At 66.6% G+C, this 25,813-nt stretch carries 18 protein-coding genes and 1 tRNA gene; 11 read left to right on the top strand and 8 right to left on the bottom strand.

The window, feature by feature from the left end; translation table 11 throughout:
- The first annotated feature begins 46 nt into the window (after window positions 1-46).
- From BDW16_RS21425 to BDW16_RS19935, 5 genes are all read left to right on the top strand, one after another.
- The gene (locus tag BDW16_RS21425; RefSeq protein ID WP_157081436.1) at window positions 47-211 is read left to right on the top strand and encodes a hypothetical protein; all 165 of its coding nucleotides are present in this window, start codon (window positions 47-49) and stop codon (window positions 209-211) included.
- A 63-nt stretch (window positions 212-274) separates the two neighbouring features.
- A complete protein-coding gene (gene cysD, locus BDW16_RS19950) occupies window positions 275-1,189 on the top strand; it encodes a sulfate adenylyltransferase subunit CysD (RefSeq protein ID WP_255265781.1) in 915 nt (304 codons plus the stop codon).
- 124 nt (window positions 1,190-1,313) lie between these two features.
- A complete protein-coding gene (gene cysN / locus BDW16_RS19945) occupies window positions 1,314-3,242 on the top strand; it encodes a sulfate adenylyltransferase subunit CysN (RefSeq protein ID WP_075152307.1) in 1,929 nt (642 codons plus the stop codon).
- Window positions 3,243-3,479: 237 nt separating this feature from the next.
- Window positions 3,480-4,199 carry a 3'(2'),5'-bisphosphate nucleotidase CysQ gene (locus tag BDW16_RS19940; RefSeq protein WP_066581127.1) on the top strand — a complete coding sequence of 240 codons (720 nt, stop codon included), beginning with the start codon at window positions 3,480-3,482 and terminating at the stop codon, window positions 4,197-4,199.
- Window positions 4,200-4,285: 86 nt separating this feature from the next.
- Entirely contained in the window at window positions 4,286-5,434 is a 1,149-nt protein-coding gene (locus BDW16_RS19935; RefSeq protein WP_066581197.1) for an SET domain-containing protein, read from the top strand.
- Between the two features lie 22 nt (window positions 5,435-5,456).
- Here BDW16_RS19935 and BDW16_RS19930 read toward each other — a convergent pair whose 3' ends face one another.
- Together BDW16_RS19930 and BDW16_RS19925 are read right to left on the bottom strand one after the other, a co-directional pair.
- On the bottom strand, window positions 5,457-7,322 hold the full coding sequence (locus BDW16_RS19930; RefSeq protein ID WP_066581128.1) for a sensor histidine kinase: 1,866 nt from the start codon (window positions 7,320-7,322) through the stop codon (window positions 5,457-5,459).
- Window positions 7,322-9,205, bottom strand: a complete 1,884-nt coding sequence (locus BDW16_RS19925) for a putative bifunctional diguanylate cyclase/phosphodiesterase (protein ID WP_241230605.1) — start codon at window positions 9,203-9,205, stop codon at window positions 7,322-7,324. The genes BDW16_RS19930 and BDW16_RS19925 overlap by 1 nt, the downstream gene beginning before the upstream one ends.
- Window positions 9,206-9,508: 303 nt before the next feature.
- Between BDW16_RS19925 and BDW16_RS19920 the strand changes: the two genes are divergently transcribed.
- Window positions 9,509-12,547, top strand: a complete 3,039-nt coding sequence (locus tag BDW16_RS19920) for a TonB-dependent receptor domain-containing protein (RefSeq protein ID WP_083954437.1) — start codon at window positions 9,509-9,511, stop codon at window positions 12,545-12,547.
- A gap of 300 nt (window positions 12,548-12,847) precedes the next feature.
- Here BDW16_RS19920 and BDW16_RS19915 read toward each other — a convergent pair.
- Window positions 12,848-12,924, bottom strand: a tRNA-Arg gene (locus BDW16_RS19915).
- 84 nt (window positions 12,925-13,008) lie between these two features.
- Between BDW16_RS19915 and BDW16_RS19910 the strand changes: the two genes are divergently transcribed.
- Window positions 13,009-13,512 (top strand): hypothetical protein, encoded by a 504-nt coding sequence (locus tag BDW16_RS19910; protein WP_125458924.1) that lies wholly within the window; start codon window positions 13,009-13,011, stop codon window positions 13,510-13,512.
- 117 nt (window positions 13,513-13,629) lie between these two features.
- Entirely contained in the window at window positions 13,630-14,271 is a 642-nt protein-coding gene (locus BDW16_RS19905) for a YceI family protein (protein ID WP_066581132.1), read from the top strand.
- A 6-nt stretch (window positions 14,272-14,277) separates the two neighbouring features.
- Here the strand turns inward: BDW16_RS19905 and BDW16_RS19900 are convergent, their stop codons facing one another.
- On the bottom strand, window positions 14,278-14,679 hold the full coding sequence (locus BDW16_RS19900; protein ID WP_066581133.1) for a BLUF domain-containing protein: 402 nt from the start codon (window positions 14,677-14,679) through the stop codon (window positions 14,278-14,280).
- Between the two features lie 245 nt (window positions 14,680-14,924).
- Between BDW16_RS19900 and leuA the strand changes: the two genes are divergently transcribed.
- The 3 genes from leuA (at window position 14,925) to BDW16_RS19885 (ending at window position 18,299) form a co-directional block, all read left to right on the top strand.
- Window positions 14,925-16,589, top strand: a complete 1,665-nt coding sequence (gene leuA, locus BDW16_RS19895; protein WP_066581134.1) for a 2-isopropylmalate synthase — start codon at window positions 14,925-14,927, stop codon at window positions 16,587-16,589.
- A gap of 55 nt (window positions 16,590-16,644) precedes the next feature.
- Window positions 16,645-17,868 carry a bifunctional glutamate N-acetyltransferase/amino-acid acetyltransferase ArgJ gene (gene argJ / locus BDW16_RS19890; protein WP_066581201.1) on the top strand — a complete coding sequence of 408 codons (1,224 nt, stop codon included), beginning with the start codon at window positions 16,645-16,647 and terminating at the stop codon, window positions 17,866-17,868.
- A gap of 113 nt (window positions 17,869-17,981) precedes the next feature.
- Window positions 17,982-18,299: a hypothetical protein gene (locus tag BDW16_RS19885; protein ID WP_066581136.1), complete on the top strand. Its 318-nt coding sequence runs from the start codon at window positions 17,982-17,984 to the stop codon at window positions 18,297-18,299.
- 83 nt (window positions 18,300-18,382) lie between these two features.
- Here BDW16_RS19885 and trxA read toward each other — a convergent pair whose 3' ends face one another.
- From trxA to BDW16_RS19865, 4 genes are read right to left on the bottom strand one after another with little or no spacing between them, the layout of a single operon-like run.
- Window positions 18,383-18,709 carry a thioredoxin gene (trxA, locus tag BDW16_RS19880; RefSeq protein WP_066581138.1) on the bottom strand — a complete coding sequence of 109 codons (327 nt, stop codon included), beginning with the start codon at window positions 18,707-18,709 and terminating at the stop codon, window positions 18,383-18,385.
- Between the two features lie 60 nt (window positions 18,710-18,769).
- Window positions 18,770-22,168, bottom strand: coding sequence for a double-strand break repair helicase AddA (gene addA / locus BDW16_RS19875; protein WP_066581140.1), 3,399 nt, complete (start codon window positions 22,166-22,168; stop codon window positions 18,770-18,772).
- Window positions 22,149-25,094 (bottom strand): double-strand break repair protein AddB, encoded by a 2,946-nt coding sequence (gene addB, locus BDW16_RS19870; RefSeq protein WP_066581141.1) that lies wholly within the window; start codon window positions 25,092-25,094, stop codon window positions 22,149-22,151. Before addB ends, addA begins: the two co-directional genes overlap by 20 nt.
- On the bottom strand, window positions 25,087-25,785 hold the full coding sequence (locus tag BDW16_RS19865; RefSeq protein WP_083954438.1) for a nucleotidyltransferase family protein: 699 nt from the start codon (window positions 25,783-25,785) through the stop codon (window positions 25,087-25,089). Before BDW16_RS19865 ends, addB begins: the two co-directional genes overlap by 8 nt.
- Between the last annotated feature and the right edge of the window lie 28 nt (window positions 25,786-25,813).

Here is a 25,813-nt window from a genome sequence, read left to right as displayed (position 1 = left end):
CGGCGTTGTGGTGACGCCCCGTCCTGAGGTGAAGGATCAGCATAGCATGAGTATTCTGCAGCTTGCGCGTTGCGCGCTAGGCCAGCACAAGCGCGATCGCTCCAGCGTGGTCATCGGCACGCATTGGCATCACGGGCGCTGCAAGGGCTGTGGTGCTGCGATGGTGAAGGATGCGGTCGGATGGCGGCTCGATCGCGATCGCGCGGCCTGAGATCGCGCCCCGCGCCAGACTGGAGCGGCCTAAACTTTATCTAGATCGCAGCCGCGGGTTCGTGTGACTAAGTCGGCGGCCATGCAGTCGCTTACCCATCTTGCCCGGCTAGAGGCCGAGAGCATCCATATCCTGCGCGAGGTCGTGGCCGAGGCGGAGCGTCCCGTGATGCTCTATTCGATCGGCAAGGACAGCGCGGTGATGCTCCACCTGGCCAAGAAGGCCTTCTACCCCGCCCCGCCGCCCTTCCCGCTGCTTCACGTCGATACGACCTGGAAATTCCGCGACATGTACGCGCTGCGCGACAAGGCCGCGCGCGACGCGGGCATGGAGCTGCTGGTCCACCGCAATCCCGAAGCCGAGGCGCGCGGGATCAACCCGTTCGACCATGGCGGGCTGCATACCGACCTGTGGAAGACCGAGGGACTGAAGCAGGCGCTGGACAAATATGGCTTCGACGCGGCGTTCGGCGGCGCGCGACGCGACGAGGAGAAGAGCCGCGCCAAGGAGCGCGTGTTCAGCTTCCGCTCGGCCAGCCACCGCTGGGATCCCAAGGCGCAGCGGCCCGAGCTGTGGCGGCTCTACAATGCGAAAAAGGCCAAGGGCGAGAGCATCCGCGTCTTCCCGCTCTCGAACTGGACCGAGCTCGACATCTGGCAATATATCCGCGCCGAAGGGATCGAGATCGTCCCGCTCTACTTCGCGGCGCCGCGCCCGACCGTGGTGCGCGGGGGCCTCACGCTGATGGTCGATGACGATCGCTTCCCGCTGGACGGCGAAGTGCCGGTCGAACGATCGATCCGCTTCCGCACCCTGGGCTGCTACCCGCTGACCGGCGCGGTGGAGAGCGAGGCTGCGACGCTGGACGAGGTGATCCAGGAAATGCTGCTGACTACCACCAGCGAGCGCCAGGGCCGCGCGATCGATCACGATCAGGCCGCATCGATGGAGAAGAAGAAGCAGGAGGGGTATTTTTGACGTGCCACGGAATGCGAAGCGTTCCGAAGCGTCAACCCCGGCGCAAGCCGGGGCCGCGCGCCAGGAACATCACACTCACGACCGAAAGAGACCCCAGCTTTCGCTGGGGTGACGGATTGAAACCATGACCTCCAGCTATCGCCCCGACGCATTGATCGCGTCCGACATCGGCGCCTATCTGGCGCAGCATCAATCCAAGTCGCTGCTGCGCTTCATCACCTGCGGATCGGTCGACGACGGCAAGTCCACACTGATCGGCCGCCTGCTCTACGACAGCAAGATGATCTTCGAGGATCAGCTTGCCGCACTCGAGGCCGACAGCAAGCGTGTCGGCACGCAGGGGCAGGAGATCGACTTCGCGCTGCTCGTCGACGGTCTCGCCGCCGAGCGCGAGCAGGGCATCACGATCGACGTCGCCTATCGCTTCTTCGCGACCGAGAAACGCAAGTTCATCGTCGCCGACACGCCGGGGCATGAACAGTATACGCGGAACATGGTCACCGGCGCCTCGACCGCCGACCTCGCCGTGATCCTGATCGATGCGCGCAAGGGCGTTCTGACCCAGACGCGGCGGCACAGCTTCCTCGCCCACCTGATCGGCATCCGTCACATCGTCCTGGCGGTGAACAAGATGGATCTGGTCGGCTATGATCAGTCGGTGTTCGACGGCATCGTCGCCGACTATCGCGCATTCGCGGCTTCGATCGGTATCGAGGATTTCACCGCGATCCCGATTTCGGGCTTCAAGGGCGACAACATCACCGCCACTAGTGCAAACACGCCTTGGTACACCGGCCCGGCCCTGATCGCGCACCTCGAGGAGGTGCCCGTCGGCGAGGGCGGCGCCGCCCGTCCGTTCCGCATGCCGGTGCAATGGGTCAACCGCCCCAATCTGGATTTCCGCGGCTTTGCGGGAACGATCTCCGGGGGCACGGTGAAGCCGGGCGACAAGATTCGCGTCCTCCCCTCGGGTCGAACCAGCACCGTCGCGCGTATCGTCAGCTATGACGGCGACCTGGACGAGGCCGGTCGCGACCAGTCGGTCACGCTGACGCTTGCCGACGAGATCGACTGTTCGCGCGGCGACGTGATCGTCGCGGCGGGCGATCCGCCCCAGGTTGCGGACCAGTTCAGCGCCACGATCGTTTGGATGGACCAGCAGGAGATGCTGCCCGGCCGCAGCTACTGGCTGAAGCTCGGGACGCAGACGGTGAGCGCCACGATCCGTGAGCCCGAGCACGCGATCGATGTCAACACGCTGGCCAAGCTGTCCGCCAAGACGCTGGGACTCAACGACATCGGCGTCGCCGAAATCGCGACCGACCGGGGCGTGGTGTTCGAAACCTATGCCGCCGAGGCGGGGACTCCCAACAAGGACCTGGGTGGCTTCATCCTGATCGACAAGATCACCAACGCCACCGTCGCGGCGGGGATGATCGACCACGCGTTGCGTCGTGCGCAGAACGTCCACTGGCAGGCAGTGGAGATCACGCGCGAAGCGCATGCCGCACAGAAAGGCCAGCACCCGCGCCTGTTGTGGTTCACCGGACTGTCCGGATCGGGCAAGTCGACCATCGCCAATCTGGTCGAAAAGAAGCTGCACGCGATGGGCAAGCACAGCTTCCTGCTCGATGGCGACAATATCCGCCACGGCCTCAACCGCGATCTGGGCTTCAGCGATGCCGACCGGGTGGAGAATATCCGACGCGTCGGTCAGGTCGCCAAGCTGATGACCGATGCCGGGCTGATCGTGCTCACCGCGTTCATCTCGCCCTTCCGTGCCGAGCGCGAAATGGTGCGCAGCATGATCCCCGATGGCGAGTTCTTCGAGATCTTCATCGACACCCCGATCGAAGAGGCCGAACGCCGCGATGTGAAGGGTCTCTACAAGAAGGCACGTGCCGGCGAGATCACGAACTTCACCGGCATTTCAAGCCCATATGAAGCACCCGAGAACCCCGAGATCCGAATTATCACCAGTTTGATGACGCCCGAGGAAGCTGCCGAATTGATCATCGAGCGTATCCTCGGTATCTGGTCCCCAGTGTTATGACGCGCCGGTTTGTCGCGCTTGCTTGCGGAGTAGAGAGTTGGGGGAGTTTGAAGTTCGGGAGTGGATCGCCTTTGGGATCCTCGCTGCGCTCTTCACGGGTGCCACTGTGGCGGGGCTGGTGTACCGCCAACGCGCGCATTGGCGTAAGCTGCGCATGGCGGGCAGTTCAGAGGCAAAGCGCCGCGAGCTGCAGAAACGCCCTTAGGCTGGCCCCGGTCCGATCAAGGCCATACGGGTATGGCTGACGCCGAAGTTGCGCGCGCCGTCGCGGATGCGGCCGGAGCATTGCTGCTCAAGATCCAGGAGGAAGGCGCCGACGGCGATCGCGGGGACCGCGAGGCGAACCGCCTGATCCTCGACATGCTGCGCAGCATGCGGCCGGACGATCCGGTGCTGTCGGAGGAGTCGGCGGACGATCCCATTCGCCTCGCGTCCCGCCGGGTCTGGATCGTCGACCCCCTGGACGGGACCCGCGAGTTCGCCGAAGGCCGCGAGGATTGGGCCGTGCACATCGCACTTGCGATAGACGGTGCCCCGGCCGTGGGCGCCGTGGCGCTGCCCCGCCGCGGCATCACGCTTTCGAACGATGCGCCCCCGCCCCTGCCCCCCGCAGCCGCCCCGCCGCGGATGCTGGTCAGCCGCACGCGTCCGAGCCAGCTGTGCGCCGCGGTATCGCAGGCGCTCGACGCGCCGACGCTCGGCATGGGTTCCGCCGGCGCCAAGGCGATGGCGGTGGTGCTGGGCGAAGCGGAAATCTACCTCCATTCGGGCGGCCAGCATCAATGGGACAATTGCGCGCCGGTCGCCGTAGCGCTTGCCGCAGGGCTGCACGCCTCGCGGATCGACGGATCGCCCCTGGTCTACAACCAGGCGGGATCGAGCATGCCGGACCTGTTGATCTGCCGTCGCGAGCTTGCCGATACGGTCCTCGATCAAGTCGCCAAATGTGACTTTTGATTCCACGCGACTCGTGGACTCAGCACGAGTCGCGCTTTGACGAAGGTTAGCGGATAAGGTAAACAGTCCCTTGGCAAGGGGGCATGATGACGGCCGATTTCTGGTTCGTGACCGCGATGGGATTCAGCTTCGCTGCCTATGCGGTCTATCTGCTCGGGCTACGACGCGAGATCGTCCAGCCCAACCGCGCGTCGTGGCTGATCTGGAGCGCATCGGCAGCGGTCGAAGCGCTCACCTACAACGCGGTGAACCCCGGCTCGCCGCAAAGCTGGGTCTTCCTGCTCTCCGCCATCTGCTGCATCGTCGTCACGCTCGCGCTGTGGCGGCGGTCGAACTGGGCACAGCCCAGCACCGTCGAATCCCTGTGCATGGCCGCCTGCCTCGTCGCGCTGATCCTGTGGGTCGCGTTCCGCGAGACCTTCTGGGCGCACATGCTGGTGGTCGCGGCCGTCCCGATCAGCTTCTGGCCGACCTGGGCGAGCGTATGGAAGGACCGCAGCCGCGAGCGTTCCCCGGCATGGGGGTTGTGGACGCTGGGCGACCTCGCGACGCTGCTCGTCGCCGCACGCGCGGGGGGCACCGGCGTGGACGAGTTCGCCTATATCTTCGTCGAACTCGCCTGCCATGCGAGCATCTGGTTCATGATCGGTCTGGCCACGATCAACCCGTTGCGCTCGCTGGGGTCGGCACGCGGCAACTTCCTCATCCTCGACCGGTACCGCCCCGACCGAAATCTGTTCGCGGTCGGCGACAATCATCTGGGCAAGGCCGTGTACGCCCGGTGTCGCTTCGCCGAGGGGGCGGAGCTGATGCGCTTCACCGGCCGCCGTTTCCATGTGACGGAGGTGCCGAGCCTGATGCGCGGGAGCGAGGACCGCTTCGTGCAGGTCACCCCCGACCATTATATGGGTCCGTCGGGGCAGCTCGACGATCTGGTCAACCATAGTTGCGATCCCAACGCCGGGCTGCGCTTCACCGATGACGGCGTGATCCTGGTCGCGATCCGCGACATCGCATTCGGCGAGGAGATCAGCTGGGACTATTCCACCACGCTGGCGCAGTCGAACTGGCATATGATCTGCCAGTGCCGTTCGGCGAACTGCCGCCGCGTGATCGGCAATTTCGAGACACTCACGCCCCACGCCCAGGAATTCTTCCGCGCCCGCAACCTCGTCGCACCCTATCTGCGGCGCAGGGACGATCTGGCACCACCGAAGCGGGTCGGCTGGGGCTAGGGGCTGGCGCGATCCGCGTGCCCTAGGCCGCGATTCCCGCTTTCGCCGCGTCGGCGGCCTGAAGTGTCAGCACCGCGCGCGCGCCCGTCCCCTTGCCGTCGCTGCGCAGCGCCAGGCTGCCGCCCATTGCGATCATCGAATTGGCGCACCAGTGCAGGCCGAGCCCGCCCATCTTGCTCTCGCGGGTCGAGAAGCCGCGCTGGAACAGCTTGGCGGCGATCTCCGGATCGAACCCCTCGCCATCGTCGCGGATCGCGATCTCGACCTTGCCGTCATGCTCGCGGATCGTGACCGAGATGCTGCCACTTTCATGTCCGGTCGCGGCGATCGCCTCGGCGGCATTGGCGAAGAGGTTGCCGATCACCTGGCTGAGCAGCACGCGGTTCGCTATCGCCCAGTGCGCCCGGGACGGGAAGTGGAAGGCGATCGAGCTGCCGCCCGAATAGCGCGCGATCGTCGCGTTGCGGGCGACGATGTCAGTGACGTCGCACGGGTCGAGCGGCGGGCGCTCATGCGCCTGCTCCTGCTGGCGGCCGATGATCTCGAGGACATTCTGCAAGGCGTCACGGCCGATCGCCATCTGGCCGTCGCGTTCCTCACGCGCGCCCGCCTCGCTGGCAAAGGCCGCAGCCACGAACGCCGCCAGCTTCTGCCGCCGCACCGCCGGGATCTCCGGGTCCGCCAGTTCGGCCAGTGCGCGATCGACCAGCGCGCGATCGGCAACCGGCACCGGCGCCAGACCCTGGCTCAGCACCGTGCTGACCGGGTTCAGCGCGTTGCGGACATTGTGCATCACCGCAACCGCACTCTCGGACTGACCGAGCTTGAACGACTGCGCCTCGACCTGCTCGCGCAGATCCTTGAGCTGGCTCAGCATCCCGTTGAAGCTGTTGACCAGGCTACCGATCTCGTCCCCGCGCGATTTTTCGGTCAGCGGCAGCAGATCGCCCGAACTGCGTACCAGCCCCATATGCCGTTCCACCCGATGGAGCGGCCGCAACACCAGCCGCGCGATCATCAGGCTGAGTACGGCCATCACCACGAGCAGCAGCAACACCGTTCCGCCGACGGCGAACAACAGCATATTGCGTCCCAGCGCCGATAGATCGCGCGACACCGAATAGGTGGCACTCGCGACCGGGACACCGCCGGGTCCGCGGATGGGCACTGCAACCATCTGGCTGTACTCGTGGCGCGTCACCGTTGCGTCGGGCACCGGATGCGGCACATCAAGCGCCGCCTTTACCTGCAAAAGGGTCGACAGCTGCTTGGAGGAGAGAAGTCGCGCCATGACGACATGCCCCCGCGGTTCGCCGGTGCCGTCGGTGCGCCGGACCTGTGCGATGCCGATCGCGGCGATCTGGTCGCCAAGCCGAACATAGAAGCTCGCCGAATTGTCGCCCGCCAGCGCCGTGGCAAGATCGATCCGGCCGATCGCCTCGAGCATGCGGCTGCGCATCGCCGGAACGTCGCGCCCGCTGTCGATATCGAGCCAGCGGGCGATCACCACTTTGCCCTGCGGCGTAACATAGGCCATCCCGTTGACGCCGAGGTTGATCATCGCGGACGTCGCGAAGCTATCCTCCTCGAACGCCTTGTTCGGTGCGCCCATATAGTCGTAGCTCTCGCTCCAGTCGCCATAGTCGCGGACCGAGGCTTCGACCTTCGAAGCATATTCGGTGAGCGCGGCGCGGGTACGCTCGACATGCCCCTCCACCGCCGCCTGTTCGAGCTGGTCGAAACCGGGCGTGATGACGAGGGCAAGCAGCAGCGTCACCGCCCCCGCCCCCAGCAGCGCGACGCCGGTCAGGATCGCGACCAGCTTGGCGCCGAGAGAAACGGGAATGCGCCGGCGCAGCCGCGCGAAAGTGGTCCGCCAGCGCGGCATCAGCCCCGGGTGCCGTTGCCCGGCATCTCTGCATCGGCCTCCGCGATCGCGATCGGGTCCGCCGCCATGAATGGCTCATGCGCGAGCGCCACCGCGTCCTCAGCCTCGAGCGGCCGGGCGAGATAATAGCCCTGATAGTGGCTGCAGCCGGCGAGCTGGAGCGCTCTCAGATGCGCCTCGGTCTCGACGCCTTCCGCGACGACTTCGAGCCCCAGGGCGCGGCCGAGATGGATGATCGAATGGACGATCGCTGCGCTTTCGCGCTCGCGGCCCATCCCGTCGATGAAGCTGCGGTCGATCTTGAGGCAATCGAGCGCGAACTTGCGGATATTGTAGAGCGAGGAATAGCCGGTGCCGAAATCGTCCAGCGCGATCCGGAACCCCATCTGACGCAGACGATAGAGCGTTTCCGCCGCCCGTTCGGCATTGTCGAAGATCGCCGTCTCGGTGATCTCGATCTGAAGCCGATTGGGCTCGATCCCGGCGCGCTGGACGCGTTCGACGACATGGCCGACGAAATTCTGGCGGCGGAACTGGCGCGGGCTGAAGTTCACCGAGACATATTGCCCCGGCCATTGCTGCAGGGTCCGCAGCGCCTCGTCGAGCACCCAGTCGCCCAGTTCGTGAATGAGGTTCGATTCCTCGGCGATCGGAATGAACAGGCCGGGGGAAATATGGCCATATTCGGGGCTGCTCCAACGGAGCAGCGCTTCGAACGCCACGACCTCCAGTCCGTCGCGCGCGACGATCGGCTGGTACATGAGGCGCAACTCGCCATTGGCGATCGCCTGGCTGAGCCCTCCCTCGATCTGGCGGCGGAAACGGATGGATTCGTCCATGCTCTCGTCGAACAGTTTGACGATGCCGCGTCCGGCCTTCTTGGACTCGTTGAGCGCAAGGTCTGCGCGGCGCATCACGTCGATCGGGTCGTGCTGCATCCCCGGCTGGACGATGACGAGACCGGCCGAGGCCGAGCCCTGCACCGAATGACCGAACACGGTGAAGGTCGTCGAACAGGCGAGGAGCAGCCGCTCGACCGCCATCACCGCCTCGTCCTCGCCGGTCACCTTCATCAGCACCGCGAATTCGTCGCCGCCGAGCCGGGCGACGAAGCCACCCTCCGGCACCGATTCCTGCACGACGTTGCAGACCATGCGGATCAGCTCGTCACCCGCCAGATGCCCGAACGTATCATTGACCAGCTTGAACCGGTCGAGGTCCATCATCGCCATCGCAAACACGTCCGGCCCGCGGACATGATCGGTCAGCGCGCGCATGAAGGCGAGCCGATTGGGCGCATCGGTCAGGCTGTCGTGATTGGCGAGATGCGTGGCCTTGCTCTCGTTCGCAGCAAGCTCGGCCTTCTGCTCCTCGAGCCGCGTCATCGCCGCAGCGAGCGCGCGGTCGGCTTCCCAGCGATGCGAGAGCGCGATCGCGGTCTGCACGACTTCTTCGGCCTGAAACGGCTTGGCGATGTAGAAGATCTTGTCCGCCGGGCCCGCCGCACGGCTGATTTCGAGCGGCGAGAAATCAGAGAAGCCGGTCACGATCACGAGGTTGATGTCGGGATCGAGCTGACGGATCCGCTTTGCCGTTTCCTTGCCATCGATCCCTGGTGGCATGCGCACGTCGATGAACGCGACCGCGAACCGCTCCCCGCGCGCAAGCCCCGCCGCGACCGCCTCGACACCCTCGACGCCCTGCATGCAATGGACGGTCTCGAACCCCGCGGGCTCTTCCGCAGCCGCAGGCGCAGCTTCGTCGCCGAACAGTTCGGCCGCCATCGCATCGAGCGCGTGCCCCTGATCCCCGCTCGCGCGCCTGAAGCACTGGCGATAGGATTGGTGCATCCCCGGCTCGTCGTCCACGATCAGAATGCGCAAGGCGAACTCCCCTTCTTCGGCCCTTGCGACGGGGTAACCATACAGGGTTAAGGGGCGGTAAAAGGGTTAACGCCCGCCCAACCCGCCGCGCGCGCCCCCCTTGAGAGGCGTCACCTTCAGGCAACAGTTTCGGGCGGAACCGTAGATGATAACGTTCCCATCGCCTGGGCAACTATCCAGCACAGATGAAACCGGTTACATTTTTCAATCGAAGAACATAAGAGCGCGCCGTCGAGTCGTTTCGAGTCGCGAGACGCCATCGAAGGTAAACGTTGTCACGCTTGTGTAACAAGGGGGGATGCAGTGAATTCAACACATATCGCCAAAACCGGTGTCGTTCGCCGTTCGCGAATCCGCGCGGTCGCGGCCGCACTTGCCTGGACCAGCGGCGCCGCGGCGCTGGCGGTCGGAGTCGCCGCCCCCGCGCAGGCGCAGGTGTCCTCGTCGCTGCGCGGCAAGGTGACTGCCGAGGGCGGCGTCAGCCAAGTCACGATCGTCAACGTCGATACCGGCTTCACCCGCACCAGCACGCCGACCGCCGATGGCGCCTATCAGTTCGCCTCGCTTCCCCCGGGCAACTACCGGCTTGAGGTCACGACCCCCAATGGCGTGCGCCGCACCGACGAATTCCGCCTTGCGGTCGCGCAGAATGCCGAGTTCGACTTCGATCTCTCGACGCCCGACGTCAGCACGCCTGGCGGTGAAGAGGTCATCGTCACCGGCAGCCGCATCCGTTCGATGCAGGGTGGTGAAATCGGCACGACGATCTCGCAGCGCCTGATCCAGCAGCTGCCGCAGTACAACCGCAACTTCATGGCCTTTGCCGACCTCGCTCCCGGCGTGCAGTTCGTGACCAGCGGCAGCACCCAGCAGGCTCGTCTTCAGGGCGGCGCGCAGACCTCGAACACGGTCAACATCTTCATCGATGGCGTCGGCCAGAAGGACTATGTCCTGAAGAACGGCATCACTGGCCAGGATTCGAGCCAGGGCAACCCGTTCCCGCAGTCGGCGATCGGCGAATATCGCGTCATCAGTTCGAACTATAAGGCTGAGTTCGATCAGGTCAGCTCGGTCGCGATCACCGCGGTAACCAAGTCGGGCACCAACAAGTTCGAAGGCTCGGGTTTCGTCGACTTCTCCAACGAGCACCTGCGCGACGCGCGCCCGGTCGAATTCATGCCGACGAACGCGACCGGCATCAAGGTCAAGAGCAAGGATCTCCACTTCGGCGGCACGCTCGGCGGCCCGATCATCAAGGACGTCCTGCACTTCTTCGTGGCCTATGAGGGCAAGCGCATTTTCAACCCGCGCGACGTCACTTTCCCCAGTCTCCTGAGCTCCGGCCGTCCGCTGCTCCCCGCGAACCTCGCGGGGAACTACGGCTCGTTCACGGAGGAGTTCAACGAGAACCTCTACTTCGGCAAGATCAACTTCACGCCGAGCGATCGCGACCTGTTCGAATTCTCGGGCAAGTATCGTGACGAGAATGGCGAATCGTTCGGCGGCGGCATCACTGCCTATGAGACCCGCACGGTCGCTCGCGTGAAGGAAATCCGCGGCCTGGCGCGCTGGGAACATACCGCCGACAGCTGGATCAACGACTTCAAGGTCGCCTATGAGGACGTGGAATGGAACCCGCGTCCGTTCACAGACGCGAACCGAAACGTCTATCGCATCCGCATCCCTGATCCCTCTCGTGCCGGTGCATTCCTTGACGGCAACGTCCTCGAGACCGGCGGCGGCACCAACTTCCAGAACAAGGGCCAGAAAGGCTGGCAGATTTCGAACGACTTCACCTACACCGGCCTCGAAGATCACACCTTCAAGGTCGGCGTGAAGACGAAGTGGGTGACGCTCAATTCGCTGCAGCTCAACGGCTTCAACCCGACGTTCCGCTACTTCACGCCGCTGGGCGCGACGACGCTCAACACGACGGCGCCGTACCAGATGACCTTCCAGGCGCTGGCTGGCGGCTTCAGTGATGCGCAGATCCGGTCGAAGAACTTCCAGCTCGGAATCTATCTGCAGGACGACTGGGACGTAACCGATCGCCTGACCGTCAACCTCGGCCTGCGTTGGGACTATGAGCGCACGCCGGCGTTCCTCAACTATGTCCATTCGGCGGCGCAGGTTGCCGCTGTGAGCCCGGCCAACTACTCGAACCTCAACGGCGCCAACTACAACATCAACGACTATATCTCGACGGGCAAGGAACGGAAGGCGTTCACCGGCGCCTGGCAGCCGCGCATCGGCTTCAACTACAAGCTCGACGAAGCCGGCCGCTTCGCGATCTTCGGCGGTTTCGGCCGTTCGTATGACCGCACGCAGTTCGACTTCATCCAGCAAGAACTGGCGCAGGGCCAGGCAGCGGGCCGCACGTTCAACTTCAACGTCCCGGGCGACACGGTGAACGTCTGCACGCCGAGCGTGACCTGCATCGCCTACAACGCCAACTATCAGACCGCGGCCGGACGCGCCGCGCTGATCGCCGGCCTACCGGCGGGTGCCGGACGCGAGCTGCGCTTCATCAAGAACGACATCAAGATGCCGTATTCCGACCAGTACAGCCTGGGCGTGCGCGGCAATTTCGGTCTGCTCGATCTTGAAGTGGGCTATTCGCATGTCGAAAGCCGTGACGGCTTCGTCTATATGCTGGGCAACCGTCGTCCGGGCGGACTGTTCTTCCCGGCGACGGGCGCGCCCGACGCGCCCTTCGGCTTCACCCCCGCACCGTTTGGGTCGATCATCATCGGCGACAACGGGCTGGAGACCAACGCCGACACCGCCTTCGTGAAGCTCATCAAGCGTTACACCAAGGAATCGCCGTGGAGCATCGACGCCACCTATACCTACACCAAGGCGAACGAGAACCGGCAGTTCGGTGAGACCTTCGCGCTCGATTACGAGGACATCAGCGACTATCCCTTCCGCCCTTCGGCGGGCGTGCGCAGCCATCGCTTTGTGATGGCGGGGACGGTCGATGTGCCGGGCGGTATCACGCTTGCGACCAAGTTCCAGATCGCCTCGCCGGTCTGGCTCAAGCGCTTCGTGACGACGCCGGGCACCGGCGTGCCGGGGACGAAGGACATCGTCGCGATCGAGGCGGCCGGCAATGGCGACCGCTGGGGCTATCGCCAGATGGACCTGTCGGCGACCAAGGAGCTGAAGCTCGGTTTCCTGAGCGACGCCACGCGGGTCTGGGTGCGCGTCGATATCATCAACCTGTTCAACGACTATAACTATAACGGCTTCAACGCCACGACGGGTCGACGCGACCCGAACAATTACAACATCGACGGTCCGCCGCGGACCGTGAAGCTGTCCACCGGCTTCAACTTCTGATCACCCACTCCTTTCAGGGCGTGCGGCCGGGTTCACCCCGTCCGCACGCCCTTTTCTTTGCGCGGATGAGATCTCGGACCAGCTCGCGAGCCCATCATGGGCGGTCAGAGAGGCAACTCCGGGGCTGGGGCGCCAGGACACAAGCCCGGCACTAACGCGCGCCCTGCCCGCTCCAGTGGCGAAATCCCGAGACATCCGATGTTGCGCGGGCGCTACCAGGCCGTCCCGCGCCGGCTTGCGATGCGCGGCGCCAGAAGCAACAAAGCCCCGCCGGGTCCTAAGACCTGGCGGGGCTTTGAATGGCGCGCCCGGAACGATTCGAACGTCCGACCCTCAGATTCGTAGTCTGATGCTCTATCCAGCTGAGCTACGGGCGCGCAGTGGAGGGGCGCAGATAGAAGCGCTTTTCGGGAAAGGCAACCCCGTTGCGCACACTTTCTTCGCGGCATAGAAAAAACGCAATGCGACGCACCATTCTCCTCTCCGCGCTGGCTCTCCCAATGGGCATGCTGGCCGCCTGCACCGCTACCGATGCGGGCTACCCATCGCTGCTCCCGCGGCCGATCGAAAGCCGCGACGATCGCGAACCCGTGCACCCCGATCCGGTTGCGGCACCCGATTCCGCGCTCGACGCGCGGATCGCAGAGAAGCGCAGCAAGGCGGCGGACGCTGCGAAACGCTTCCAGACGGCGGCGGCCATCGCCGAATCGCGTGTCGCTGTCGCACGCGGCGTCGCAGCGGGCAGCCAGCCATGGGTGGCCGCACAGATGGCGCTGTCCGATCTGGATGGCGTGCGTGGCGAAACGGTCGAGCTGATCACGGAACTGGAGCAGGAGGCCAGCGCGCGCGCTCAGGCGGGTACGCCGGCCTATCCGGCGCTCGATGACGCAATCGACGCGATCGCCGCACAGGCGCTCGCCCAGACCAAGCGCGTCGAGATGCTCGAGGGAGCGCTGGCGGGCTGAACGCCCCTGCGCACGGAAACACAGGTTTCCCGAATCGTTGTTTGACCGCGGGGGCCGGCGCGCCGACAATCCCCGCGCTTTTCCGACACTAGTTTCCGACAAAGGGGAGTCCTGCCAATGCGCCTCGTCCTCGCCGCCTTCACGGCCAGCATCGCCATCGCCACGCCGATCGTCGCCCAGCAGCAGATGCAGTTGCCGGGCTCAAAGAACAGGGCCGCGATCAGCGGCGGCAGCTACACCGTCGATCCGGGGCACACGCTGGTCCGCTGGGAAGTCGATCATTTCGGCTTCACCCCCTATTGGGGCCTGTTCGGCGGCATCACCGGCACGGCGACCTTCGACAAGGCGAATCCCGCGGCCTCGAAGGTCGACATCACCATTCCCGTGTCCAAGGTGATCACCGCCAGCGAAGGCCTGACCGGCCATTTGCTGCGCGCGGGCAAGGACGGCGGCAAGCCCGACTTCTTCGGCCCCGCCCCTGCCGACGCCAGGTTCGTCTCCACCAATGTCGTGATCGACGAGGATGGCGACGAAGCGAAAGTGACGGGCAACCTCACGCTCAACGGCGTGACGAAACCGGTGACGCTCGACGTCGATTTCTATGGCGCGGGCAAGACCCCGCCGCAGATGGGCGGCAAGGAGAATGTCGGGTTCGAGGCCGAGGCGACGATCCGCCGCAGCGATTTCGGCATCACCTATGCCATCCCGCTGGTCAGCGACGCCGTCGATCTCAAGATCGCGGCCGCATTCGTCAAATAGACGGGTTCAGGCAGCTTCGCGCGCCGATACCAGTTCGAGGAACGGCGCGCGAATTTCCTCGGCGGCATTGGCCATCATCCGCCGGACGCGCTGATCGTGCACGTCGGCCAGCGTTTCGGCCGTCTTGTGCGCCATCGCCCAATAGCCGAACTCGCGGCGATCGACCGTGCGCTCGACAATCGTCACGATCGCGCGATGCCGGGTGTCAGCGCGAATGCGTGCGTAGCAGGCATCGACCGCCTCTTCGCCGCCTTCGATCACCTGCAGGAATCGGTGGCCGTCGGTCCATAACAGCCCGGTGATCCCGTCGAGCGCGTTGTTGTGTCGCGACTCCTCAAGGATGGCGATCACGTCCACCGGCTGCTCGCCGGGATGCGCGCTGACGCTGGCGTACAGAATTTGCTTCATCTTTCAGGAGCTTGCACGCTGAAAGCCAGGCTTGCAACTGATCGAGATCAATCTTGGCTGCGGCTATGGACATTTCTTGCTTCCACGGTCTATCTGCGACCCCAGATGTTGCGCACGCTTCGCCTTCGCCTGCTTCGACTTACGCGCCCTTAGGCGCGTGCATTCGCGTGGCCGCCGTGCCGCGCACACGGCCTAAGGGCAAAGCCACTCCCGAACGCCACGTCAGAATCGAAGCGAGACCGCAAATGTTGCGCGACCCCAGCGTCAAATACCGCCCTTTCCCGCCAATCGCCCTGCCCGACCGGCAATGGCCGAACCGCACGATCACCCGCGCACCGCGCTGGCTGTCGACCGACATGCGCGACGGCAATCAGGCGCTGATCGACCCGATGGATGCGGAGAAGAAAACCCGCTTCTTCGACTTGATCTGCCGCGTGGGCATCAAGGAAATCGAGGTCGGGTTCCCCAGCGCGGGTGCGACCGAGTTCGACTTCATCTCCGGCCTCGTCCGCGACAATCGCATTCCGGACGACGTGACGGTGCAGGTGCTGACCCAGGCCCGGCGTGACCTGATCGACACGACATTCGAGAGTCTGCGCGGTGCCAAGACCGGCATCGTCCATGTCTACAACGCGGTCTCGCCGGCGTGGCGCAAGATCGTCTTCGGCATGGACCGCGCCGAGGTGAAGCAGATCGCGATCGATGCGGCGAAGCTGCTGCGCGACAATGCCGCCGCCCAGCCCGATACCGACTGGCATTTCCAATATTCGCCCGAAACCTTCTCGACCGCCGAGATCGATTTCTCGGTCGAGGTCTGTGCCGCGGTGATGGACGTGCTGCAGCCCACGGTCGAGCGCCCGATCATCTTCAACCTGCCCGCGACGGTCGAGTGCGCGACGCCCAACATCTATGCCGACCAGATCGAGTATTTCTGCCGCAACATCCCCAATCGCGACGCGGTGGTCGTCTCGCTGCACACGCATAACGACCGGGGCACCGGCGTCGCGGCTGCGGAGCTGGGCATGATGGCCGGCGCCGACCGCGTCGAGGGCTGCCTGCTCGGCAATGGCGAGCGGACGGGCAATTGCGACCTCGTGACCGTCGCGATGAACATGTACACGCAGGGCGTCGATCCCGGCCTCGACTTCTCCGACATCGACGAGATCGTGAAGACGGTGGAATATTGCACCAACATCCCGGTCCACCCGCGCACGCCCTATGCCGGCGATCTGGTGTTCACCGCCTTTTCGGGCAGCCATCAGGACGCGATCAAGAAGGGCTTTGCCGCGCAGGAGGCGCGCAACGACCAATATTGGGAGGTGCCCTATCTCCCGATCGACCCCGCCGATCTCGGCCGCAGCTATGAAGCGGTGATCCGCGTCAACTCGCAGTCGGGCAAGGGCGGCGTCGCCTGGGTACTGGAGCAGGACAAGGGCCTGAAACTGCCCAAACGCCTCCAGGCCGATTTCAGCCGCCACGTCCAGCGCGTCGCCGACGAGAGCAGCCGCGAGCTCAATGCGCAGGATATCTGGGCGACCTTCGTCGAAACCTACCGGCTCAAGCATCCGCAGCGGTTCACGCTGGGCGCCTATGACGAGACGCGCGCGTCGAATGGCGAGCGCATCTTCGCCGGCTCGATCGAGGTGGACGGCGTGCAGCAGTCGGTCAGCGGGCGCGGCAACGGCCTGATCTCCAGCGTCGTCGCAGCGATGCGCGAGGGCTTCGGCGTCGATCTCGACATCGCTGACTATGCCGAGCACGCGATCGGCCACGGATCGGGCGCGCAGGCCGCCGCCTATGTCGAGTGCCGCACCGCCGACGGTCGCACCGTCTGGGGCGTGGGCATCGACGAGGATGTCGCCACCGCCAGCGTCCGCGCGGTACTCAGCGCCGCGGGCGCGGTTGCGTAACGCCCCCGCTACCCCGGCCCTGTGCCGGGATGACGTTCGAACGACAGGATTGAAGATGCAGCGCTCCCCACTCGCCCCACTCGGCTTCCCCTATCTCCCCCCGATCGAGGGCGTGACGCTGCGTGTCGCGCGCGCCCGCTACAAGACCTGGGATCGCTGCGACCTGACCTTCGTCACGCTCGACGAAGGCACCAGTGTCGCGGGCGTCACCACCACCAGCAAGTGTCCCTCGCCCGAAGTCGAATGGTGCCGCGAGGCGCTGGTGCTGGGCAAGGCGCGCGCGCTGGTCGTCAATGCGGGCAACTCCAACGCCTTCACCGGCAATCGCGGCCGCGCGGCGGTCGAGGCGATCGCGGCGCGGGTGGCGGGGCATCTGAGCTGCCAGCCGTCGGACGTGTTCGTCTCCTCGACCGGGGTGATCGGGGTACCGCTGCCGATCGACAAGGCCGAAGCCGGCCTCGACGCCGCCTTTGCCGCCGAACCGTGCGGTTGGGAGGATGTGGCCAAGACCATCGGCACCACCGACACGTTCGAGAAGGGCGCCGTGACGACCGCGGTCGTTGGCGGCAAGACGGTGAGCCTCGTCGGCGTGATCAAGGGCAGCGGCATGATCGCGCCCGACATGGCGACGATGCTGGGCTATGTCTTCACCGACGCTGCGGTCGATCCCGCCTTTCTTCAGCGCGCGCTGTCCGACGCCAACACGCGCAGCTTTTCGTGCATCACGGTCGACAGCGACACTTCGACCAGCGACACCGTCCTCGCCTTCGCCACCGGCAAGGCCGGCAACACGCCGCTGACGGACGACGACAGCGACGGCGCCGATGCCTTCCGCGCCGCGCTCGCCGATCTCTGCCTTCGCCTCGCCCACCTCGTCGTGCGCGACGGCGAGGGCGCGTCCAAGTTCATCCGCATCGATGTCGAGGGCGCCGAGAGCGACGCCAGCGCGCACCGCATCGCGCTCAGCATCGCCAACTCCCCGCTGGTCAAGACCGCGATCGCCGGCGAAGACGCCAATTGGGGCCGCATCGTCATGGCCGTGGGCAAGGCCGGCGAACCCGCGGATCGCGATCGGCTCGCCATCACCTTCGGCGGCGTGCAGGTGGCTTCGGGCGGGCTAGCGGTCGAAGGCTATGACGAAGCCCCCGTCGCCGCGCATCTCAAGGGCCAGGAGATCGAGATCGGCGTCGATCTGGGCCTGGGCGAAGGCCGCGCCACGGTGTGGACCTGCGATCTGACGCACGGCTATATCTCGATCAACGCCGACTATCGCAGCTGAGCCTGGCGGTCACCTTAACCTGAGATAAGCCTGCCGTCGCCGCGGGTTCAGACCCGAGGGCGTATCCAGAATCGTCGCCCGTCCCCGGATGGGTATGATCTTGGAGAGCAGACATGCGAATCTTGATTCTAGCAGCGACGCTGGGCGCCAGCGTGCTCGCAACCACCGCTCCGGCAAACGCGCAATATTACGGCTCCCGTCACCGCGAGGTCCGCCAGGAGCAGCGCGAATGCCAGCGCGAACTGCGCCACGCCCGCAATCGCTACGAATATCGTCGCGAACTGCGCGAGTGTCGCCGCGAGATTTCGCGCGCCCGGGCCGGCTATCGCGATCATGATCGCTGGAATCGCTGGGACGATCGCCGCGACCGGCGCTGGCGGGACCGCCATGACCGATACGATCGCTATGACCGATATGGCCGCCGCTACTGATGACTGAAAAGAAGACGGGCGGGGCCGCAATGGCTCCGCCCGTTTTCGCTACAATGCGCAGGGCGAACGACCGCCCTACCCGGTCAGACGACGCTTTCGATCCACGCCTTGAGCTTGGACTTGGTCGAGATGTCCTGAATACCCACCTGCTGAGCGATCTTCTGCCCGTCCTTGTAGACGAACAGGGTCGGGATACCGCGGATGCCGAGGCTGCCCGGCGTATCCGGATTCTCCTCGATGTTGAGCTTGGTGATCGTCACCTTGTCGGCCAGCTCCTCGGCCAGCTCTTCCAGGCTCGGCCCGATGATCTTGCACGGCCCGCACCACTCGGCCCAGAAATCGACGAGGACGGGCTTGTCCGACTGAAGAACGTCGGCTTCGAAGCTTGCATCGGTGACGGCCTTGGCCATTTCAAAATCTCCTTTGTGTTGGCTGTAACCTAGGGAGGCGCCCTCGCCCCCTCAAGCGTTTCAGATCAAGCTTTGCTCCGCCGCGGCGAAGCCGGGCTTGTGCGTGGCGAGCAGCGCGTTGGGCAACGCATAGAGCACCGGTCCGGCTGTGTAGAGCAGGCCCGCGACCACCTGTCTTCCCGGAAAGACGACTTCCAGCGCGGCGACATAGGCGGCCATCTGGCGCAGATGATAGGGCGGCACATCATCCAGCGTCGCGGGCGCGCGACGGCCAGTCTTGAAATCGACCACCAGCACGCCGTCATCGGTCACCAGCAGCCGGTCGGCGGTGCCCGACACGACATGCCCGCCCGCCACCACCGCCGCGATCGGCGCCTCGGCCAGCGCCTCCGGTCCGAACAGCTCGGCGAAGTCCGGGTCGGCGATCACGCCGAGCGCAGCTGCGGCCAGTTCGGAACGCATCGCCGGATCGGCAACGCCGCCCGCACCCTCGAGCCAGCGCGCGGCAATATCGGCGCGCCGCTCCGCCGCAACGGCAGGCAAGCGTTCGAGCAGGGCGTGGATCAGCCGCCCCCGCTCCGCCGCCGCACGCAGCGCGGGCGCAGGCGGCGGATCGGCCACCAGATCCTCACCCAGCGAGGAAGGCGCGAGCGGCCGTGGCGGACGCGCCTCGGCCGGCGCGGGCCGCGTCACCCATCCGGGCAGTTCCACCCGGGCGTCGGCAACCAGCGCCTCGCGCGGCTTGCGGGCCACCGGCGGCTGCGGGCGGTGGCCGGTGAAGCTGCGCTCGGCTTCGCTCTCCGCGACGCCCAGCGCGTCGAACGCGGCGCGCGACGCCGCATACCAGCTTGCCCCCGGGGTCTCACCCTTGGCCTTCGGCCCCAGCGCGCCCGCGATCACCAGTCGCTCCTCGGCCCGTGTCGCGGCGACGTAGAAGAGGCGCCAATGCTCCTCCAGCTCGCGTGCGTCGACCAGCGCCACGGCGGCGTCCACCGGCCCGCCCCGCTCGGCCTTGCCGGGACGAAACACCGGGAACGGCGCACCATCATGATCCTCGGGCGCCCATTTGACGAAGTCGCCTCGATTGCCCCCCTGCGGATCGGCGGTGGCATCGGCCAGAATCACCAAAGGCGCCTGAAGCCCTTTCGCACCGTGCGCGGTCATCACCCGCACCGCATCCTGCGGTTGCGCGGCATCGCGGACGATTTCGACATCGCCGCGATCGAACCAGTCGAGGAAGCGTTGCAGGGTTGGCGTCGCCAAGCCTTCGAACCCGAGTGCCGCAGTCAACAGCTCCTCGACCGGGTCGAGCGCTTCCTTGCCCAATCGGCGCAGCAGCTTGCGCCGCCCGTCCATCTCCCCCGACAGAATCGTCTCGAGGAAACGATGCGGCGTCATCAGGTCGGCGCGCGCGAGCAGACCGTAGAGCGGCGCGAGCCTGTCGTCGGCTTGGGTTGCGCGCAGATGCCGCCACAGGCTGCCCCGCTCACGCAACGCCGCGTGCATCAGCTCGTCCTGGCTCCACCCGATCAGCGGCGAGACCAGCAGCGCGGCGAGCGACAGATCGTCGTCAGGCTGGAGCGCGAAACGGACGGCGGCGAGCAGGTCCTGCACCGCCAGCGGGGCGTTGAGCCGCAGGCGATCGACACCAGCGACCGGCACCCCCTCGGCATGCAGCCGCGCGACCAGCAGCGAGGCGAGCTCGCCGCGCCGCTTGACCAGGATCATCACATCCTCGGGCCGCAGCGTCCGTCCCTTGCTCTCCAGTTCGAGCGTACCGATCCAGTCCTTGATCTGGCGCGCGATGCGGTTGGCCACCTCGCGCGTCGCGTCGTCGATCCAGCCTTCCTCGTCCTCGGGATCGCCGCCCGCCACCACCGGCGGCCAAAGCGTCACCGTCCCCGGCCCGGCGACGCGGCTGGCATGCGCTTCGGACTCGGTCCCCATTCCCGGCTCGGGCAGCGCCGCCACCGCCGCGTCGACGAATTCGAGGATCGGCGCGGTCGAGCGGAACGAGTGCGTCAACGACAGCGTCTCCAGCGCGCCGTCCGATCGCTCGCTGAAATGCAGGTGCGCCGCCGCGAAATTGACCGGGTCGGTGCCCTGGAAGCCGAAGATCGCCTGCTTATAGTCGCCCACCGTGAACAGCGTGCGCACCTCCTCGCCATGCGCGCCCTCGCCCGCGAAGAACTCGTCGGCCAGCGCACGGACGATGCGCCATTGCGCGATATTGGTGTCCTGCGCCTCGTCGATCAGCACATGGCTGGTCGCCTGATCGAGCTTGAAGCGGATCCAGTCGCCCATGCCCGGCTGGTCGAGCAGCGCCACTGTCTTCCCGATCAGATCGTCGAAATCGACCGCCCCCATGCGGCGCTTGGCGGTCTGGTACGCCGCCGCATATTCGCGCCCGGCGGTCAGCCCCTGCGCCAGCAGATCGGCATAGCCCGCACGCGCGATCATCCCCGAAACCGCGATGCATGCCTCGCCCAATTCGCCCGCCAGCGTCTCGTAATCCGGGTCGAGCGCGGCAAGCTTGGGCGATACCTTCTTGGGCTCGTCCTTGGCCGTCAGCACGATCTTGCGCAGGTCGACCAGCATCGCCACCCGCACCGCAGGGTCCGCCGCCAGCCACGCGCCCGCCACCGCAGCATTCTCCTGCCCCGTCGCGGTGCCCCATGCGTGATTGGCATCCGCGATCCGCCGCAACCCTTCGACGTCGAAGGCGTCGTCCGAACACCAGCGCGCGGCTTCCTCCAGCACATCGCCCTGCGGCAATCCCATCGCCCGGCGCAGGAACGGCTGCATGCCCGCGGGGAGCGCCGCCATCGCATCGGGCGCCTTGGCGCAGACATGCAGGAACGCCTCGGCCTTGCCCTCGCCCAGCCTCAGGCTGAGCGCGCCGACCGCGTCGATCAGCGCTTCCCTTCCCTCGCGCCCGGCATCCGCCAGCATCGCCGCCAACGTGTCGCGGGCCAGCGCCGTCTCTTCGCGCGCTTCCAGCGGGCGAAAGCCCGGCGTCAGCCCCGCCTCGACCGGAAAGGCGGAGAGCAGCGTCTGACAGAAGCTGTGAATCGTCTGGATGCGCAGGCCGCCACCCGGCGCGTCCAGCACCTTGGCGAACAGCGTGCGGGCAAACGCGATCCTGTCATCGTCGGCGTCCTCGCCCAGCGCCTCCAGATCCTTGAATACCTCCATGCGCGGCGCGCGCACCCAATGCGCCAACCGCCCGCTCACCCGCGCCGCCATCTCGGCCGCGCCCGCCTTGGTGAAGGTCAGGCACAGGATCGCGCCGGGGTCGACGCCACGCAGCAGCAGGCGGAACACGCGCGCGGCCAGCACCTGCGTCTTGCCCGTCCCGGCGGAGGCAGACAGCCATACGCTCGCGCCCGGGCTGGACGCCGCCGCCTGATTGCCCGCCAGAGGCGGCAGCGCGCCGGTGCTAGCGCCGCTCACGGCCATACCATTCGTCGCGGCGCATCAACTGATCATAGTCCGCATAGGGGGCGTATTCGGGGTGAAGCTTGGCGGTGAACGGCGCATCGCCGGTCAGATAGGCGCGCGCGGTCTCGGTGAAGTTCTCGGCGGCGGTCGGCACGAACTCATCGGGCAGCATCTTGCCGTATTTGCCCGCGGCGTCGACCGGCGACTGGACGTAGCCGAATTCGCCGCCCTTGCGCGCGAGCGACCAATATTCGAAGGCGCTCGCGCGGCCGGATATCCCCTGGAACCCACCTCGTTCGGCGATCAGCCCGAGCAGGCCCAATTGCAGGCTGTAGCCCGCACGCACCGCCTTGGTGCTCGGCGGCTGGCCGGTCTTATAGTCCACCACCCCCAGCGTGCCGTCGCCCATCGCATCGATCCGGTCGAACTTGCCCTTGAGCGTCACCCCGGCAAAGTCGATCGCGCCCTCCTGCTCCACCGCCAGCACCCGGCGTTGCGGCCGCGCCTCGATCTCGCGGACGATCCAGCGTACCGCCTCGATCAGACGCGGCTGCCACAGCGCGCGCATCATCGGGTGCGCCTGAGCGAGCATGGCCAGTACGCGCGGCTCGAGCGCCTCGGGGTCGCACGCGTCAAGCTTCGCCCATTTCTCCAGCACATCGTGCACCGCCGTCCCGCGCCACGCCGCGCTGGGATCGGCATCGACTGGGTCTAGCTGACGCAACCGCAGCATGCGCTTGGCGTAGAAAGCGTAGGGATCGGCCTTGAGCCGGTCGACATCGGTCACCGGGATCACGCGAGGACGAATAGCGGCGGGCGGGCACGGTTCGGGCCGCGACGCGGGCTCATATGCCCCCGGATCGTCGATTGCCCGCGCCCACGCCTCCAGTTCTTCCGCGCGGTCCAGCCCGCCCGACAGCGCCTCAAGCCGCAGCCAGAAGCGCGAGGCGATGGTCGGCGCACCGGCATCGCGCCTCGCGCGCGTCAGCAGCACCTCGCGCGCGCCAAGGCCCATGGCCAGATCGTGCGCCGAAAGCCCGATCCGCCGCTCCAGCCCCGGCAGCCCCAGCTCGGACCGGATGCGTGGCGCGAGCCAGGGATCGGGCGCAGGCAGCCCCGGCCACACCCCCTCGTTGAGCCCGCCGAGCACCAGCAGATCCGCGGTCTGCAACCGCGCTTCGATCAGACCATAGATGGCAAGCCGCGGATGCCCGCCCTGCGGCGGACGCACCGCGATCTCGTCCATCAACGTGCGCAGCATCGCCGCAAGACTCTCGGGCTCGACCAGCGCCGGGCCATGCGACGCCTCGCGCTCCAGATCATCGAGCAGCGCCGCCGCAGCACGCCCGTCAGCACGGGCCCACAGCCCATCCCCGCACAACGCCGTCGCGGTCTCACGCAACTGCGCCAGCAAACCGGTCAAGGGCGCTGCACCGCCCGCATAGAGCGCTTCGAGCGGCGCGAGCAGCGGCTCGACTTCACGCCACCAGCCCAGCGCCGAACGCCGGATGTGCGCGTCATAGCCCTCGCCGTCCGCGAGGTGCGCCTCGACCCCGGCCAGTCCCGCCGCCGGGCGCGGGCCGCGCAGGGCGAGGTCGAGCGCCCTCGCCCCGTCCAGCCATCCAAGCCGTCCATCGCCCGCAGCGACCAGCGGATGCTTGAGCAATGCTAGCAGCGCCATCGGCGCGAAGGCCTGCGCGCCGGCCTCGGCAAGCGCGAGCAGCAAGGTACCCGGCGGCTGGCTGGCAAGTGCCGCACCCGCCGAATCGTCGATCGCCAGCCCCCAGCGCGCGCAATGCGCGGCGACTCGCTTCGCCAGCGCTCGGTCGGGCGTCACCAGCGCTGCGGTGCGCCCCTCGGTCTCCAGCACCTCGCGCAGTGCCAGTGCGATCGCCTGCGCCTCCTCGGCCGGGGTTGCGACTTCAAGCGCGCGGACCTCCGCAAGCCGACGTTCGGCGGCGGGCAGGTCGCTCCAGCCCCTGGTCAACTCGGCGGGCATCATCGCGCTCGCAATCGCCTTGCTGCGCGCTGGCGGCGCGTCAAGCTCGGTCGCGACGCGCCAGGGCTCGATCTCGCCGCGCTGCACGCCCATCCGGTCGATCAGCAGCTTCAGGTGGAATTGCGGATGGGTCTCCAGCGAACGCCTACGCCTTCCGGTAACCGGATCCGCTTCGAACGGCCCCAGCATCGCCCATTCCGCGTCCCCCATCGCCAGGTCGATGCCAGGGAACACGACCATGCCTCCGGGGAGGCCCGCAACGACGCGCAACAGCCGTGCGATCGCGGGGGCGGAAGTCGTGATGCCCGCAGCGCAGACGAACCGGTCGGGCGGATCACCCCGCCACCGCTCCGACACGCGATCGAGCAACTGGTTGCGCCGCTCGGCCAGATCGATCCGGCCAAGCTTCTCAAGCTCTTGCGGCCATTTGCTCAGGACGATTTCGAACAGGTCGAGCGATCGCTGCCAATGTTCGGACAGTTCACCCGCGGCCACGTCACGCATCCGTCGCGGGTCGATCTCCTCGACCAGCAGCTGATCGAGCGTGCGGCCGAGATCGCCGGCCAGCCGCACCGCCTCCGCCGCATCGATCCCCGGCTGTCCTGCCTGAACCAGCCGGGCGAGGATCAACCGCCGCTGAAGCGGATCGACCGCTGGCGGTATGGGATCGTCATCATCCGCCGGGTCGAGAAACGGCCCCGCCGCCTCGTCCAGCTCCGGGTCGCCCACCGCGACCAATCGCGGCAGCAGCAGCCCGCCCCCGCTCGCACGGACGAACGCGTCGGTGACGGCCTTCTTCGCGCGATTGGTCGGCACCAGCACGATCCCCCGCGCCAGCCGCAGCGGATCGCCGCCGAAGCGGCGGATCAACCCCTGGGCGAGCGCGTCGGCAAAGGCCCGGTGCGGCGGGATGGAATAGAGGTGGAGGCCGCGGCCCTCACCCATCCGCCAGGACCGCCTCCGTCGCGGCAATCGCGGGGGGCGAGCCGACGTCGAACCACAGGCCTTGATGCACCACGCCATAGGCGCGACCCGCTTCGATCGCCCGCTGCCAGAAGAGGTTGGTCGAGAATGGCCCCTCCGGCCAGTCGCGGATCACGCGGGGCGATAGGATCTGCACGCCGGTGTAGACGAACGGTGCGAGCCGCCCCGGTGCGCGGCGGCGAGTGATCTTGCCGAAGGCATCGATGTGGAAATCGCCATTGCCCGGGTGGCAATGCGCGCGGGCAAGCGGGACGAGCAGCAGCAGCGCGTCCATCTTCTCGTCGTCCCACGCCGCCGCGAGCTGGCGAATCGCATCGATCGGGCCATCGATCCAGAGATTGTCGCTGTTGACGCACAGGAACGGTTGGTCGCCCAGCAACTCGCGCGCCTGGACCAGGCCGCCGCCGGTCTCCATCAACTGCTTGCGTTCATCCGAGACGACGACTTCGACGTCCTTCACGCGATGCGTGACATGCGCCTCGAGCGCGTCGGCAAGGTAATGGACATTGACCACCGCACGCCTGACGCCGGCGCTGCGCAGCCGGTCGAACGCGTGGTCGATCAGCGGCTTGCCTGCCACTTCGATCAGCGGTTTGGGGCGCGTCGCGGTGAGCGGGCGCATCCGTTTGCCAAGGCCCGCAGCCATCACCATCGCGGTTTCGGGCACCGCCGCACCAGGC

The sequence above is a fragment of the Sphingomonas koreensis genome (assembly GCF_002797435.1).
Lineage (GTDB): Bacteria > Pseudomonadota > Alphaproteobacteria > Sphingomonadales > Sphingomonadaceae > Sphingomonas > Sphingomonas koreensis.
The sequence above is the reverse complement of the archived record's forward strand: the minus strand, read 5'-3'. Positions and strand labels throughout refer to the sequence as shown.